Origin of the sequence: Hydrotalea sandarakina (assembly GCF_003254115.1) — a bacterium.
GTDB lineage: Bacteria > Bacteroidota > Bacteroidia > Chitinophagales > Chitinophagaceae > Hydrotalea > Hydrotalea sandarakina.
In genome coordinates, this window is sequence record NZ_QKZV01000002.1 from 419,053 (window position 1) to 434,872 (window position 15,820).

The 15,820-nt window shown below is 35.7% G+C and carries 14 protein-coding genes; 10 read left to right on the forward strand and 4 right to left on the reverse strand.

Annotated features, from left to right (window positions below; genetic code table 11):
• Positions 1 to 61: 61 nt before the first annotated feature.
• Positions 62 to 934, reverse strand: coding sequence for a succinate--CoA ligase subunit alpha (sucD, locus tag LX80_RS04680; protein ID WP_111293883.1), 873 nt, complete (start codon positions 932 to 934; stop codon positions 62 to 64).
• Positions 935 to 1,127: 193 nt separating this feature from the next.
• On the opposite strand from sucD, the gene efp reads away from it, so the two are divergent.
• The 3 genes from efp (at position 1,128) to accC (ending at position 3,834) form a co-directional block, all read left to right on the forward strand.
• Positions 1,128 to 1,694 (forward strand): elongation factor P, encoded by a 567-nt coding sequence (gene efp / locus LX80_RS04685; protein ID WP_111293884.1) that lies wholly within the window; start codon positions 1,128 to 1,130, stop codon positions 1,692 to 1,694.
• 180 nt (positions 1,695 to 1,874) lie between these two features.
• A complete protein-coding gene (accB, locus tag LX80_RS04690; RefSeq protein WP_211307697.1) occupies positions 1,875 to 2,363 on the forward strand; it encodes an acetyl-CoA carboxylase biotin carboxyl carrier protein in 489 nt (162 codons plus the stop codon).
• Positions 2,364 to 2,496: 133 nt separating this feature from the next.
• The gene (gene accC, locus LX80_RS04695) at positions 2,497 to 3,834 is read left to right on the forward strand and encodes an acetyl-CoA carboxylase biotin carboxylase subunit (protein WP_111293886.1); all 1,338 of its coding nucleotides are present in this window, start codon (positions 2,497 to 2,499) and stop codon (positions 3,832 to 3,834) included.
• Between the two features lie 114 nt (positions 3,835 to 3,948).
• Here accC and LX80_RS04700 read toward each other — a convergent pair whose 3' ends face one another.
• From LX80_RS04700 to LX80_RS04710, 3 genes are all read right to left on the reverse strand, one after another.
• Positions 3,949 to 4,320 (reverse strand): hypothetical protein, encoded by a 372-nt coding sequence (locus tag LX80_RS04700; protein ID WP_146250377.1) that lies wholly within the window; start codon positions 4,318 to 4,320, stop codon positions 3,949 to 3,951.
• A gap of 222 nt (positions 4,321 to 4,542) precedes the next feature.
• On the reverse strand, positions 4,543 to 6,732 hold the full coding sequence (locus tag LX80_RS04705; protein ID WP_111293888.1) for a glutamine synthetase III family protein: 2,190 nt from the start codon (positions 6,730 to 6,732) through the stop codon (positions 4,543 to 4,545).
• A gap of 191 nt (positions 6,733 to 6,923) precedes the next feature.
• Positions 6,924 to 7,139 (reverse strand): DUF3820 family protein, encoded by a 216-nt coding sequence (locus LX80_RS04710; RefSeq protein WP_111293889.1) that lies wholly within the window; start codon positions 7,137 to 7,139, stop codon positions 6,924 to 6,926.
• Positions 7,140 to 7,494: 355 nt separating this feature from the next.
• Between LX80_RS04710 and LX80_RS04715 the strand changes: the two genes are divergently transcribed.
• From LX80_RS04715 to LX80_RS04745, 7 genes are all read left to right on the forward strand, one after another.
• On the forward strand, positions 7,495 to 7,824 hold the full coding sequence (locus LX80_RS04715; protein WP_146250378.1) for a hypothetical protein: 330 nt from the start codon (positions 7,495 to 7,497) through the stop codon (positions 7,822 to 7,824).
• A gap of 155 nt (positions 7,825 to 7,979) precedes the next feature.
• Positions 7,980 to 8,318, forward strand: a complete 339-nt coding sequence (locus tag LX80_RS04720; RefSeq protein ID WP_111293891.1) for a hypothetical protein — start codon at positions 7,980 to 7,982, stop codon at positions 8,316 to 8,318.
• 125 nt (positions 8,319 to 8,443) lie between these two features.
• A complete protein-coding gene (gene purL, locus LX80_RS04725; protein ID WP_111293892.1) occupies positions 8,444 to 10,654 on the forward strand; it encodes a phosphoribosylformylglycinamidine synthase subunit PurL in 2,211 nt (736 codons plus the stop codon).
• Positions 10,654 to 11,685, forward strand: a complete 1,032-nt coding sequence (gene rfaD / locus LX80_RS04730; protein ID WP_211307698.1) for an ADP-glyceromanno-heptose 6-epimerase — start codon at positions 10,654 to 10,656, stop codon at positions 11,683 to 11,685. Before purL ends, rfaD begins: the two co-directional genes overlap by 1 nt.
• A gap of 56 nt (positions 11,686 to 11,741) precedes the next feature.
• Complete coding sequence (gene proC / locus LX80_RS04735) at positions 11,742 to 12,548, forward strand: pyrroline-5-carboxylate reductase (RefSeq protein ID WP_111293893.1); 807 nt, start codon at positions 11,742 to 11,744, stop codon at positions 12,546 to 12,548.
• A gap of 94 nt (positions 12,549 to 12,642) precedes the next feature.
• On the forward strand, positions 12,643 to 13,881 hold the full coding sequence (locus LX80_RS04740; RefSeq protein ID WP_146250379.1) for a BamA/TamA family outer membrane protein: 1,239 nt from the start codon (positions 12,643 to 12,645) through the stop codon (positions 13,879 to 13,881).
• 116 nt (positions 13,882 to 13,997) lie between these two features.
• On the forward strand, positions 13,998 to 15,794 hold the full coding sequence (locus tag LX80_RS04745; protein ID WP_111293895.1) for a glycoside hydrolase family 13 protein: 1,797 nt from the start codon (positions 13,998 to 14,000) through the stop codon (positions 15,792 to 15,794).
• Positions 15,795 to 15,820 lie beyond the last annotated feature (26 nt).

Consider the following 15,820-nt stretch of genomic DNA (forward strand, 5'->3'; position numbering starts at 1 on the left):
CTGGGGGTAGTACAAAAAAAATCCCGCCGATAGGGCGGGATATATGTGAGAAAATTTAAACTTATTTTTTCAATGCTGCGGCCATGGTTTTACCAATATCGGCAGGGCTTGCAACAACATGAATACCGCATTCACTCATAATTTTCATTTTAGCTGCTGCAGTATCTTCCGCACCACCAATAATAGCGCCGGCGTGTCCCATTCTGCGACCTGCCGGTGCAGTTTGTCCGGCAATAAATCCCACTACAGGTTTCTTGGCATTTTCTTTAATCCAACGAGCAGCATCAGCTTCCATACTGCCACCAATTTCACCAATCATTACAATACCTTCAGTTTCGGGGTCGTTCATTAGTAATTTTACTGCTTCAACAGTAGGTGTTCCAATAATTGGGTCGCCACCAATACCAATTGCAGTACTAATACCCAAACCTGCTTTTACAATTTGATCGGCAGCTTCATATGTTAAGGTACCCGATTTGGAAACAATACCTATTTTGCCGGGTTTAAAAATAAAGCCGGGCATAATACCAATTTTCGCTTCGCCGGCAGTAATTACACCGGGGCAGTTGGGCCCAATTAAACGAGTTTTTGAACCTTGTAAGTAATTTTTCACTTTCACCATGTCCTGCACCGGAATACCTTCAGTAATGCAAATAACCAATTCAATGCCTGCTTCAGCAGCTTCCATAATTGCATCGGCAGCAAAGGCAGGGGGAACAAAAATTATACTAACATTGGCTTGGGTAGCTTTTACCGCATCGGCCACGGTATTAAATACAGGTTTATCCAGGTGAGTAGTGCCACCTTTGTTAGGTGTTACACCGCCTACTACATTTGTACCATATTCTATCATTTGTGTGGCATGAAAAGTGCCTTCCGTTCCTGTGAAGCCTTGTACCAAAACTCTGGAACTTTTATTAACTAATACAGACATAATAAAAAATTGAGATTAATAAGATTTGCAAAAATAAAGAAATCTTACCCAATGCTTACATTACTAATTTATTTTAAAATGCTATAGAAATTTTTAATGTTGTATTTAAGTTGTTTCATTTGCCTTGTTATGAATTAAAATTGCTTTTCCTACATTTGCAGTCTTATTTTATTCTCTTTTAAAAATTTTTATAATGGCAACAACAGCAGATATTAGTCGTGGCTTAATCATTAAATTAGATGGTAGCCTTTATAGTGTAATTGATTTCGGTGAAAACAAAACCGCTAGAGCTGCAGCAAAAGTTTGGGCTAAGTTAAAAGGTGTAGATAATAATCGCACTATTGAAAAAACATGGAATAGTGGTGAAACAATTCATCCGGTAAGGGTTGAAAAGAAAGCATTTCAATATTTATATAAAGATGAGAGCGGATATAATTTAATGAATAATGAAACTTTTGAGCAAATTACTTTAGGTGAGGAAATGATAGATTCCCCTCAATTTTTAAAAGAAGGTTCTGAAGTGTTTGTTTACATTAACACCGAAACTGAAATGCCTATAGGTGCAGAATTGCCGGAAAAAATTGTAGTAAAAATAACTTATTGCGAACCCGGCTTAAGGGGTGACACGGCAACCAGAGCATTAAAAACCGCAACCATAGAAACCGGGGCTACCGTGCAAGTTCCATTATTTGTGGAGGAGGGTGAATTAATTCGTATTAATACCAAAACCGGCGATTATATTGAACGAGTGAAAGAATAGATTCACATTTTTTATAAAATAGCTTCGCAAATTGCGAGGCTATTTTTGTTCTATAAGTTTTTTTTATTGTGGTCATAAATATTTCAAATTCCAAAAAAACCCTTAATTTGAACAAAAATTGCCTATTTTGCCCCACTTTTCATACCTAAATCCCCTTTTTTAAGCAAAAAACACATCAATATGGACTTAAAACAAATTCACGAATTAATTAAGATTATTAATAAAAGCAACATTGGAGAAATAAGTATTGAAGACAAGGACGGAAAAGTTACTATTAAGCAAAAGGAAGAACAAGTAATTAATGTGGCACCACCACAACAGGTATACAATGTAGCTCCACCCGTTGCAAACATACCTCAACAAGCGCCCGCAGCGCCCGCACCTGCAACACCTGCTGCACCACCCACTCCAAAATCTGATGAAAGTAAGCTATTAACCATTAAAAGTCCAATGATTGGAACTTTTTATAGAAAATCTGCTCCGGGTAAACCTAATTTTGTTGAGGTAGGCAGTGAAGTTGAAATAGGAACTGTTGTTTGTATTATTGAAGCTATGAAACTGTTTAATGAAATTGAAAGTGAGGTAAAAGGTACAATTGTAAAAGTTTTAGTGGAAGATAGTACGCCGGTGGAATATGATCAGCCCTTGTTTTTAGTGCAGCCCAGTTAAAATATTATTCCTGTTTCAATGGAATTTCAAGGGTTAGATAGCTGAAACATTTCATTGTTTTGCTATGCTTTATGATTGACCATACAGCAAACTTTTAAATTATTTGTTTTTATCAATTGTACAATTTTAAACAATGTTCAAAAAAATATTAATTGCTAACAGGGGTGAAATTGCTTTAAGAGTTATTAGAACCTGTAGAGAAATGGGTATAAAAACGGTAGCTGTTTATTCAACTGCCGATAAAGACAGCCTTCATGTACGTTTTGCCGACGAAGCGGTTTGTATCGGTAAACCTGCCAGTTCAGAATCTTATTTAAATATACCCCATATAATGGCTGCTGCAGAAATTACCAATGCAGATGCCATACATCCGGGTTATGGTTTTTTGGCAGAAAATGCTAAGTTTTCACAAATCTGTGCTGACCATGGCATAAAATTTATTGGCCCTACTCCCGACATGATTAACGCCATGGGTGATAAAATTACCGCCAAAGAAACAATGATTAAAGCAGGGGTTCCGGTTGTTCCCGGAAGTGGCGGTTTGTTAGAGAGTATTGAACAAGCAAAATCATTAGCCAAAGAGATTGGTTATCCTGTAATGTTAAAAGCTACTGCCGGCGGGGGAGGAAAGGGTATGCGTATTGTTTGGGAAGAAAGTGAAATGGAACGCGCATATAATACTGCGAAAGCAGAAGCAGGAGCTGCTTTTAAAAATGATGGGGTTTATATGGAAAAATTTGTAGAAGAGCCTCGTCATATTGAAATTCAGGTAGCTGGCGACCAATATGGAACAGTTTGCCATTTAAGTGAGCGCGATTGTTCCATTCAAAGGCGTCACCAAAAATTGGTTGAAGAATCTCCTTCACCTTTCATGACCCCCGAACTGAGGGAAGCTATGGGAGCTGCTGCTATTAAAGCTGCTTCTGCCATTAATTATGAAAGCGTTGGTACCATTGAATTTTTGGTTGACAAACACCGCAATTTTTACTTCATGGAAATGAATACGCGTATTCAAGTTGAACATTGCGTTACTGAAGAAGTAATTAACCATGATTTAATTAAAGAACAAATAAAAATTGCTTTAGGCGAACGTATTTCCGGACGGAACTATTTCCCTCAAATGCATGCTATTGAATGTAGAATTAATGCGGAAGATCCCTACAATGATTTCAGACCTTCACCCGGTAAAATAACTACTTTACATACACCCGGTGGACATGGTGTAAGAGTAGATAGCCATGTTTATGCAGGATATGTTATTCCGCCATTCTACGATTCTATGATTGGAAAATTAATTACCGTAGCACAAACCCGCGAAGAAGCTATTGATACCATGTATCGTGCCTTAAGCGAATATGTAATTGAAGGTGTTAAAACCACTATTCCTTTTCATTTACAACTAATGAAAAATGAAGATTTCAGAAGTGGTAATTTCACTACTAAATTCTTAGATACCTTTAAGATGCAATAGTATTCCAATCAATATTACATCATTATAAAAATAAACCCTCCAATACAAGGAGGGTTTATTACATTAGAACATATCTAAAACAAGCGGGGGTAAGTTTCGCTAAAAGTGTAAAAACTATTGTTGACCACGATTTTGCATTCTTTGTTTCCGTTGCTGTTCATAAAAATCTTCTACTTTCTGTGCCAATGCTTTATCGTTGTTTAAAGCTGCAGTCCAACGTTTCAATCTTAACTCATTTAATTCTTTCATTTTACTCATTCGCTCATCAGGGCTTAAATCGCGCATTCCACGCATTTGTTGCATCATATCCATATTAATGGAAACTATTGAATCCATTTGTACATCTGTTAAATTCAGATTTGAAGATTTAAGTTGTTCAATTTGTCTTGCTTTCATTTGGGCAGGGTCAAAGCCACCGCGCTGTGCCATGGTTTTGCCTGCAAAGCCAATGGTGAAAATAATTAATACAATAAAAATTTTTTTCATACAAATGCTGTTTAGTTTAATGAATAAATGTTTCATTAGTGACATTAAAGCTACAAAGGGATTTATTGTTGTTATTGAATTTTCGGTGAAACGAGAAAAAAGCGGGTTAAATATAATTTCATGAAAAATATTGGATGGATTTATTCATTAGTTAGGGTAGATAAAAAAAACTGCGTTCTATTTATTGGAACGCAGTTTTTTTAGAAGATAGCAGTAGACTTATTATCGTAAGAATAATAATTCTCTGTATTTCGGTAAACTCCAATGTTCATCATCTACCAAAGCTTCTAATTTATCAACGTGGTATCGAATAACATCAAAATACGTTTCTTTAACCTGTGTGCAATAGGCTATGGCCTTAGTTCTTGTATTTTCAATATTATTCGCAATTTTTCTGGCTTCAACTAAAGCATGTACTTTTTCATACACAATTTGTACGTGCTCACTTATTTTATTTAAAATTTCTAATTGTGTTTTATAATGGCTTTCCGGTAAACCTGCCGCTTTTAATCCATTTATATTTTGCAGTAATTCGTTTTGATATTTAATAGCAGTAGGAATAATATGGTTTAAGGCTAAATCGCCCATTATTCTGGCTTCAATTTGAACCTTTTTGATATATTTTTCCAATTCAATTTCGTGGCGTGCTTCCAATTCAGCTACCGAGAATACATTATTTTTTTCAAATAAATGTTTAGCTTTACTTGTTACCATTGCATCTAACGCTAAAGGAGTAGTTGGTACATTAGGTAAACCTCTGCGTTCAGCTTCATGGTGCCATGCTTCGCTGTAACCATCGCCTTCAAATAACACATTCTTACTTTCAACAATATATTTTTGAATGGTTTGCATAATGGCAATTTCTTTTTTATCGCCTTTTTCAATTAATGCATCTACATCTTTTTTAAATTGTTGAAGTGTTTCAGCCATAATCACATTTAGCACCGTCATGGGATTAGCACAATTTGCCGAAGAGCCTACAGCTCTAAATTCAAATTTGTTTCCGGTAAATGCAAAAGGCGATGTACGGTTTCTATCAGTATTATCCAACATTAACTCCGGAATAGAGCGATGTATATCTAATTTAAGAATGGCTTCATCCTGTTCATCAAACTTATCGCTTACCCTTGTTTCTATTTCGTTTAGTACTTTAGATAAATACTGACCAACAAAAACAGAAATAATGGCCGGTGGAGCTTCATTTGCGCCTAAACGATGGTCGTTGCCTGCAGAGGCAATAGAAGCACGAAGTAAATCGGCATAATCATGCACCGCTTTAATGGTATTCACAAAAAATGTTAGGAACATTAAATTGGTTTTGGGTGTTTTGCCCGGCGATAACAAGTTTACACCTGTATCGGTAGCCATGCTCCAGTTATTGTGTTTACCGTTTCCATTAATACCTGCAAATGGTTTTTCATGTATCAATACTTTTAATTTGTGGCGGCGTGCAACACGGTCCATTACATCCATTAATAAAGCATTGTGGTCAACTGCAACACTTACTTCTTCAAAAATGGGTGCCACTTCAAATTGTGAGGGTGCCACTTCGTTATGGCGAGTTTTTAAAGGAATGCCCAGTTTATAGCATTCATTTTCAAAATCGCGCATAAAGTGGTAAACCCTTTCAGGAATTGATCCGAAATAATGGTCTTCTAATTGTTGCCCTTTTGCAGGTGCAGCACCAAATACTGTTCGTCCACACTGAACCAAATCGGGTCTTGCGTTGGCCAAACGCTCATCTATAATGAAATATTCTTGTTCCCAGCCTAATGTAGCGGTAACTTTAGTAACATTTTTATCAAAATAATTACAAACTTCAACTGCCGCTTTATTCAACGCTTCTAATGCTTTTAATAAAGGTGCTTTATAGTCTAATGATTCGCCGGTATATGACACGAAAATGGTTGGAATACAAAGGGTTTTTCCGGAACCAATTTCAATAATAAACGCAGGTGATGAGGGATCCCAGGCAGTATATCCTCTTGCTTCAAAAGTAGCCCTTAATCCGCCGCTGGGGAAAGAAGATGCATCCGGTTCTTGCTGAATTAATGCATCCCCGTCAAATTGTTCCAAGGCTGTTCCATCACTTTTAATAGTAAAAAAACTGTCATGCTTTTCGGCAGTAGTACCTGTAAGTGGTTGAAACCAGTGTGTAAAGTGTGTTACGCCTTTACTTTCAGCCCATGCACGCATACCATTTGCAATTGAACCGGCAACTGCCCTGTCAATTTTTTTCCCGCCTTTAATGCTGGCTAATAAACTCTTGTAGGCTTCATCACTTAAATATTCTCTGGCTGTTTTTAGTGTAAAAACGTTCTCGCCAAAAATGGTAGAAATTTTACGGCTACTTACCTCAACATCATTTGTTTGATTTGATAAGTCGTTAATTGCCTGAAATCGTAATGACATATTTTTTGAATTTTGAGCTACAAAATAAACGAATCTTTCTAAAAAAAATCAAAATATTTTCTGTTTCATTCAAAAAAAAATAGTTTTTCGGCAATTTTATAAATATATAATAATTTTTAATGTTTTTATGTATTGAAAAAAATGTAATATTTTCTGCCTTAATTTGCATTGTTTTAGTAGGTAATTCCGGCTTATTTGATGGGGTTTAATAAATGGGTTAGCCCATTTAATTTAATTTCATACATGGTGGCCAATAAAGTTCCCAACCTTCCTTTTGGAAAACCTTTTTTTGCAAACCATTCTAAATAAGGCATGGGTAAATTGCAGATTAAAACATCTTTATACTTTCCAAATGGCATTTTTACGCTAACTAAGTCATTTAAAATAGAAGGGTCGCCAGTTTCCATTAAGGTTCATTTTAAAAAAAAATACATGATAAATGTATTGAATAAACTGCTTATTCCGTAGTACTGCCTTTATTGTTGTAAAGCATTTTTTTAAATAACCACAATAATTTGAATTAGTGAGCGTTATATGCTGAAATACAAATGTTTTTTTAATAGCATATTTTTTATTACATATACATTTTGCTTTTGTTTTAATGTGTCTTTAGCTTTTTTCACCCTTTATTCTATGAAGAACCACCTATACTGTGCCTTGGGTGTGTGTTTTCAATAATTCATAAGTGTATTTCTTAAAAACAGCACTCAAATAAATGTTTGATGATAATGCTAACATTCAGATAAACTTAAAACTGGTTTTATGCTATTGTACTTTCGACCCTGGTTTAAAAAAGAGCAATTCTGTAAGAAAATACGGTTTGCTAAATTAGTTTTATCCATTACTGAACGAATTATTCAGCAGAAATATGAGGGGCAGGTTGGAAAGGTTGCTGATGCTACGGAAAGCATTATTTGGAATTACAGCATGTTGAAAAGCAGGTATATGTATAAAGTTTATTGGGTTGATGTGGCACCTTGCAGTAGCAATGAACGTTACCTAAAGAAATTAGTACCATATATAGCAGATGAATTAAATTCCTACTTGTCTGATGATGAGTTAGTTGAGCAATTCAGTAGAATTGCCTCTTAATTTCCTTAACTTTTGGCGTGGTTTTTGCTCAGTTTTGACATCTAATTTGGTAAAGTTTTTTTGTTTGAATTAAAATAAATAGTATATTAGACAAATTATATACTAATTTTTTTTAATTATAACTTTATCCAAATCCATCTGTAAAACCAAAAGTTATGTTATTTGTAAAACCATGGTTCCGTCAACGGCCATATTCCCCCAAAATTAAACTGGCCGGTTTAGTAGTTAAGCTTTCTGAAAAGCTAATTCAGCAAAAAATTGATATTACCAAAAATGGGCTTTCTTCCGAAGCAGAAAGTTTTGTTTGGAGTTATACTATGCTAAAAAGCAGGTATATGAACAAAATGTTTTGGATGGATGCCATTTCCGGCAAAAGCAGCAATGAACGTTATTTGCATCAATTAGTGCCACTGCTTTCTGAAGAGTTAAGAAGTGAGGTGGATGATGTTGAATTAATGGAGGTATATGAACAAATTGCTTCCACTGCAGTGTAACTTGTTTTTATAGTTTTGTTACTTTTTTATAGCTGGCATCTTACATTGGTCGGCTTCCATTGCTTTGCATTACCTTTGCACCATATTTAGGTAAATCAACTCTCATATTCTTTACAATTAATGCAATGGAAATAACCGTTACAACTGCCCAACAACTTCGTTTAACTGAAGAAGAATTTGAATTAATTCAACAAAAACTTTCTCGTACACCCAACTTTACTGAGCTATGTTGTTTCAGTGCCATGTGGAGTGAACATTGTAGTTATAAAAACTCAATTAAGTGGTTAAAAACATTGCCTCGCGAAGGTGGCAGAATGTTGGTTGCCGCAGGCGAAGAAAATGCGGGTTTAATGGATATGGGTAACGGTTACGGTGTTGTATTTAAAATAGAAAGTCATAATCATCCTTCTGCAATTGAGCCTTTTCAAGGTGCAGCTACCGGAGTAGGCGGTATACAACGCGATATTTTTACCATGGGTGCTCGCCCCATTGCTTCCTTAAATAGTTTACGATTCGGTAATTTAACCGATGCCAAAACCCAACGACTGCTAAAAGGCGTTGTAAAAGGCATTGGCCATTATGGTAACTGTTTTGGAGTTCCTACGGTGGCGGGTGAAGTTTATTTTGAAGATTGCTATCATACCAATCCATTGGTAAATGCCATGAGTGTTGGTATTGTGAAAGCCAATAAAATGGTAAGTGCAACTGCAAAAGGAGTTGGTAATCCGGTATTTTATGTAGGAAGTGCTACGGGGAAAGATGGCATTGGCGGTGCCAGTTTTGCCAGTGCTAATATTACAGAAGAAAGTGTGGAAGAATTGCCTGCCGTGCAAGTGGGTGACCCTTTTCAAGAAAAAAAATTATTAGAGGCCTGTTTGGAAGTAATTGAAACAGGTGCTGTTGTAGGTATGCAAGATATGGGGGCTGCCGGTATTATTTGCTCAACCTCCGAAATGAGTGCCAAAGGGGGTGTTGGTATGCGTATTGATTTAGATAAAGTGCCTACGCGCCAACAAAACATGAAAGCCTGGGAATTACTATTAAGCGAAAGCCAGGAGAGAATGTTGTTGGTAGTGGAAAAGGGCCGTGAAGCGGAAGTTATAGCGGTTTTTGAAAAATGGGATTTAAGTGTCAGTAACATTGGTGAAGTTACCAATGATGGTTTATTGCATTTTTATTACCATGGTAATTTGGAAGCAGTTATCCCCGCAGAATCATTGGTGTTGGGTGGGGGGGCACCTCAATACGACCGTGAATACAAAAAACCTGCTTATTTATCAAATATTGAAAATTTTGACATCAATAGCATCAATGATATTACCGACCTGCAATCAACCACTAAAGCATTAATTCAAATTCCTAACATAGCCAGCAAAAAATGGGTGGCCGAGCAGTATGATAGTATGGTTGGCACAGCCAATGCAAGTACCAATGCCCCCAGTGATGCTGCTGTGGTTTTAGCCAAAGGTACCGGTAAGGCATTGGCTATGACGGTAGATTGTAATAGTAAGTACGTTTTTGCCAATCCTTATATCGGTTGTTCCATTGCTGTTGCTGAGGCTGCTCGCAACATTGTGTGTTCCGGTGGTGAGCCCCTAGGTCTAACCAATTGTTTAAACTTTGGCAACCCTTATGATCCTGAGGTTTATTATCAATTTGTTGAAGCCATCAAAGGCATGGGTAATGCATGTAGGGCTTTTAATACACCTGTTACCGGTGGTAATGTAAGTTTTTATAATCAAAATCCCGATGGTCCTGTTTATCCCACACCTACCATAGGTATGGTTGGTATAATTGATGATTTTAAAAATAGAATGACACTCGATTTCAAAAATGTTGATGATGTTATAGTATTAGTAGGTCATCAAGTAAATGATATCGGTTCATCAGAATATTTGCATAAAATAAGAAAGCAATACTTTTCTCCTGCACCTTATTTTAATTTGGAAGAAGAATTACGGATGCAGCGGTTTCTGTTGCAATTAATTAAAAATCATGCAATCTTAAGTGCTCACGATATTAGTGAAGGCGGATTGATTATTACATTAATGGAAAAAGGATTTAATCGCTCATTAGGATTTGAGGTGTCTAAAACTGAATTTCAACATTTGCGTAATGATGCCTTTTGGATGGGCGAAGCACAAGGCCGCGCTGTAATTACCTGTTCAGCTATTCAATGGCCCGGTATTCAGCAATTAGCCAATGAATTAAATGTGCCGGTTTACAAAATAGGAAAAGTAACAAATGATATTGTTAGCGTAAATAATGAAAATTGGGGTAGCATTAATGCGTGGAAAGAATTATATGAAAATGCAATTGGAAAATTAATACAATAATGGCAAATAATATTGTAAAAAAAAATCAAGAAATAATTATTGTAACCGGTGCAGCCGGTTTCATAGCATCATGCCTTGTTCAGCAACTTAATAATGCAGGAATTGCAAATATTGTTTTGGTGGATGATTTTGGTGTTGAACAAAAAAGAAAGAATTGGGAATCAAAACAATTTTTAACTACGGTTGAAAGATTGAGTTTGTTTGATTGGTTGGCAGAAATTCAACCCAAAGTAAACATGTTTTTGCATATAGGTGCACGTACCGATACTACTGAATTTAATTATGCCGTTCACGAAACTTTAAATGTGCAATACTCACAAGATGTTTGGCAATACTGTACCGTCAATTCAGTGCCGTTAATTTATGCTTCTTCGGCTGCCACTTATGGCGATGGTCACTTAGGGTATAATGATGATCATGCCATTGTTTCTAAACTACAACCACTCAATCCATATGGTGTTAGCAAAAATGAATTTGATAAATGGGCATTAGAGCAAGCTTTTACAAAGCATCAACAACCGCCTTATTGGGTCGGCTTAAAATTTTTCAATGTTTACGGACCTAATGAATATCATAAAGGAAGAATGGCCAGTGTAATTTTTCATTCATTTAACCAAATACAAAATCAGGGTTTTGTAAAATTGTTTAAAAGTCATAAGCCTGAGTATAAAGATGGAGAACAATTGCGTGACTTTGTATATGTGAAAGATGTGATTGCAGTAATTAGCTGGATGATGCAAGAGATGCTTACCGGTAAATGGTTACCTGCAAATAATGGGTTATATAATTTAGGAACCGGAAAAGCCCGAACATTTTACGATTTAGCTAAAGCAACATTTGCGGCTATTAACCAAAGTCCCAACATTCAGTTTATTGATATGCCCACTGATATACGCGATAAGTATCAATATTTTACAGAAGCCAATATGCAAAAACTTAAACAGGCGGGTTATCACCAGCCTTTTTATAGTTTGGAGGAAGGTGTAGATGATTATGTACGCAACTATTTAGTAAATGGAAAGTATTTTTAGGAAAAGAATGAATATGATATCTTGAATTCATTACTATATTATAAGTAAAAATTGATATGCAAGCACCATTTAAAATTACTATTATTGGCGGAGGAAACTTAGGTACAGCAATTGCAGAAGGCCTGCTAACCAGTGGTTTTGTTACTCCGAATAACCTTTGTATTACCAAGCGAAATATTGATACACTTAAATTATTTCAACAAAAAGGTGTTACAATATTGTCTGATAATGCACAAGCCGTTCAATGGGCCGATTATATAATTTTTGCCATTAAGCCTTTTCAAATGCACGATGTGTTGCAACAATTGCAACCACATTTATTGCCTAATAAACATGTGTTAATTAGCGTTGCTACCGGCGTTTGGATAAAAGATATTCAAGAGGTAATAGGTAATCAGTTTGCTTTATTCAGGGCAATGCCGAATACCGCTATTGCTATACAACAAAGTTTAACCTGTATTAGCAGTTATAATGCTTCTGTGCAACAAACTGCATTTGTCACTGATTTATTCAATAAACTGGGAAAAACTGTTTTTATTGAAGAAAAATTAATGGATGCCGCCACAGTTTTGGGCGCATGTGGTACCGCTTATGCTATGCGTTACATTCGAGCCAATATTCAAGGTGGGATTGAAATAGGGTTTAGCGCATCAGTTGCATCACTCATTGCAGCACAAACTGTTAAAGGTGCTGCTGAATTGTTATTGCAAAATAATACCCATCCTGAACAAGAAATTGATAAGGTAACCACTCCTAAAGGATGTACCATTGCAGGTTTAAATGAAATGGAGCACCAAGGTTTTAGTTCATCCTTAATTAAAGGTATTGTAACCAGTTATAAAAAAATTTTGGATGATATGTAAAACTTTTTGTTATTGCCTAAAGCAGAAATGAGGCTTAACAACATTTTCTTAAACCATTTTTATAAAAAATTGTCTATCAAAAAAAATTGCCTGTTTGAGTAGAAAGTATTCATATATCGTTTTAATATTATTTTTTTTATTGATGAATGTTTGCGCTCATTCTCAAACTACTTTTAATTCAAGTGCAGCGGTTCGATCGGTTTATAAAGGAGTTGACAGTTCTTTAGAGCGTGATTTGGTTGATGTTACACATAAATTATTTCACAAAAAGCATACGGAAGATTCTTCTAATATTCGTCCCGAACACAAATACAATTTAGCCATTGTTCCAGCTGTTGGTTACACTTTGCAAACCGGATTTGCAGGGATTATTAGTGCTAATGTGGGTTATTTCAATAATGGGTCTAACAAAATTTCAAGTATTACTACAAGTGTAACCTATTCTCAATACCAACAAACCATAGTGCCTTTGGTAATTGATATTTGGACCAAGAATGATAAATTCAATATTGTTTCTGATAATCGATTCATCGATTATCCATCCAGCATTTACGGTTTAGGTGGAAGAACTGATCCCAATAAAGGGCATACAATTGATTTTATAGGGTTGAAACTGCACGAAAGTGTACTTATGACAGTAGGGAAAAATATTTATGCAGGCATAGGTTATTATTATGATCAGTTTTGGAATATTCGTGCTTTAAACCCTGCTACACGCCGAATTAATACAATTATTACAAATGAATTGGGGCATTATGAAATTGCTTCGGGGCCGGTATTAAAGTTTTTATATGATAATCGCGAAAATCAAATAAACCCTTCACAGGGCTTATATGCAAATTTTGTTTGGCGTAATAGTATGGAATGGATGGGTGGCAACCCCAACTATCAATCACTTTTAGTTGATGTACGAAAGTATTTGCCTTTTCCGCATAAATATTCTAAAAATACACTGGCATTATGGAGTTACAACTGGTTAACAGTTGCAGGTACACCACCATATTTGTTATTGCCAAGTACAGGTTGGGATGATCAATACAATACCGGTAGGGGATATATTCAAGGACGTTTTCGTGGGAAAAATATGGTTTACTTAGAAGGAGAATACCGTTATCGTATTACCCGTAATGGTTTAATTGGTGGTGTTGTTTTTGCCAATGTTGAAAATTTTTCAGGTGATCTTTCGCAACAATACAATACGCTTTTGCCGGGCTATGGCTTAGGTATTCGTGTAAAATTAAATAAACATTCAGGCACTAATCTTTGTGTTGATTATGGCTTCGGTAAAAATGGCTCCGGTGGCTTTTATGTGAACATTGGTGAAGTATTTTAATTGCGCTAACTTTACACAGTTTTATTGCTTAATAGTTGTATAATGTAATGCCTTATTAAGCAATGTTTTGTTAAGTATAACAGTGGCTCATTTCCTTACCCTTTAACTGTAACCTTATGAAATATTTTATGCTTTGCTCATTAGCCGCCATATCATTATTTTTTTCATCATGTAGCAATAACTCAAGTCAACAAAAGTCAGATGTTGATTCTTCCGGAAATAAAAAAAATGATTGGTGGAAAGAAGTGGTTGTTTACCAAATATATCCCCGCAGTTTTAAAGATAGCAATGGTGATGGTATAGGTGATTTAAAGGGTATAATTTCAAAACTCGATTATATTAAAAGTTTGGGCATTGATGTAGTGTGGTTGAATCCCATTTTTGAGTCGCCTAATAAAGATAATGGTTATGATATAAGTAACTATGAAGCCATTATGAAAGAATTTGGTACCATGGCCGATTTTGATACTTTATTGCAAGGTATGCATGAAAGAGGTATCAAATTGGTATTGGATTTAGTGGCAAACCATAGCAGCGACCAACATCCATGGTTTATTGAAGCCAGGAAAAGCAGAAAAAATCCATATTACGAATATTACCATTGGTGGCCTGCTGAAAAAGGTAAACCCCCTTTTCGTCAGGGTTTTTTTGATGTAGATGGAAGTGCTTGGACATTTAATGCACCCACAAATTCATATTACCTTCATTATTTCAGTCAATATCAACCCGATTTAAATTGGGAAAATCCTAAAGTGCGCGAAGAGATTTTCAATATTATGAAATTCTGGTTTAACAAAGGTATTGATGGTTTTAGAATGGACGTTATTCCTTTCATTTCAAAAGATACCAGCTTTCCTGTTATTACTCCCGAAATATTAAAAGAAAAATACAATGGTGATTGGGCACAGTATTATGCCAGTGGTCCGAACTTACATACCTACTTACGCGAAATGAATGCTGAAGTATTGAGTAAATACAACGATATGTCTGTTGCGGAAGGTGCCGGTGTAACCTTGGCTACAGCCAATGATTTTGTTGATGCAGATCGCCATGAATTAAATATGCTTTACAATTTTGATGGTGTGAATTATGGATACTTACCGGGGAAATTTAAAACACCCGATCCAAATGGTTATAAATTACCGGGATTTAAAAGAATATACACAGAATGGGATAGCGTGTTTGCAAATAAAGGTTGGGGCACTATTTATTTAGGAAATCATGATCAACCCAGAATGGTTTCACGTTGGGGTAATGACAGCCCTGAATTTAGAGAGCCATCTTCAAAAATGCTAACTACTTTTTTACTTTCCATGCGAGCTACCCCTTATTATTATTTCGGTGATGAGTTAGGAATGAGTAATATTAAATTCGACAAAATTGAAGATTACCGTGATATTGAAACCATTAATATGTATAAGCAAATACAATTAAAGGGGGGTAATTTGCAAGAATTCCTGAATGCACAAAAAATTTCTGCCCGCGATAACAGCCGTACACCTTTTCAGTGGAATAATTCACCTAATGCAGGGTTTACAACAGGAACACCATGGATAAAAGTAAATCCCAATTATACTACGGTAAATGTTGAAGATGAGGCTAAAGACCCTAACTCTTGCCTCAACTATTTTAAGAAAATGGTACTGCTACGCAAATTGCATAAGGATGTATTGGTTTATGGAAAATACCAGTTGTTAGATCCCGATAATCCAAAAATTTATGCCTATACTCGTGGTGAAGGTGCTAAAAAAATGTTGGTTGTACTGAACTTTAGTAAAGATAGAGTTGGTTGGGATTTGCCGGCAGGTATGCAAATAAAACCTGTACCATTAATCAATAATTATAATACATTCATTCCCGGAAAAACATTGTCGCTGGAACCTTATCAAGCAGTTATTTTAGAATTGAAATAATATTACAATACATTACATTAAAAAGC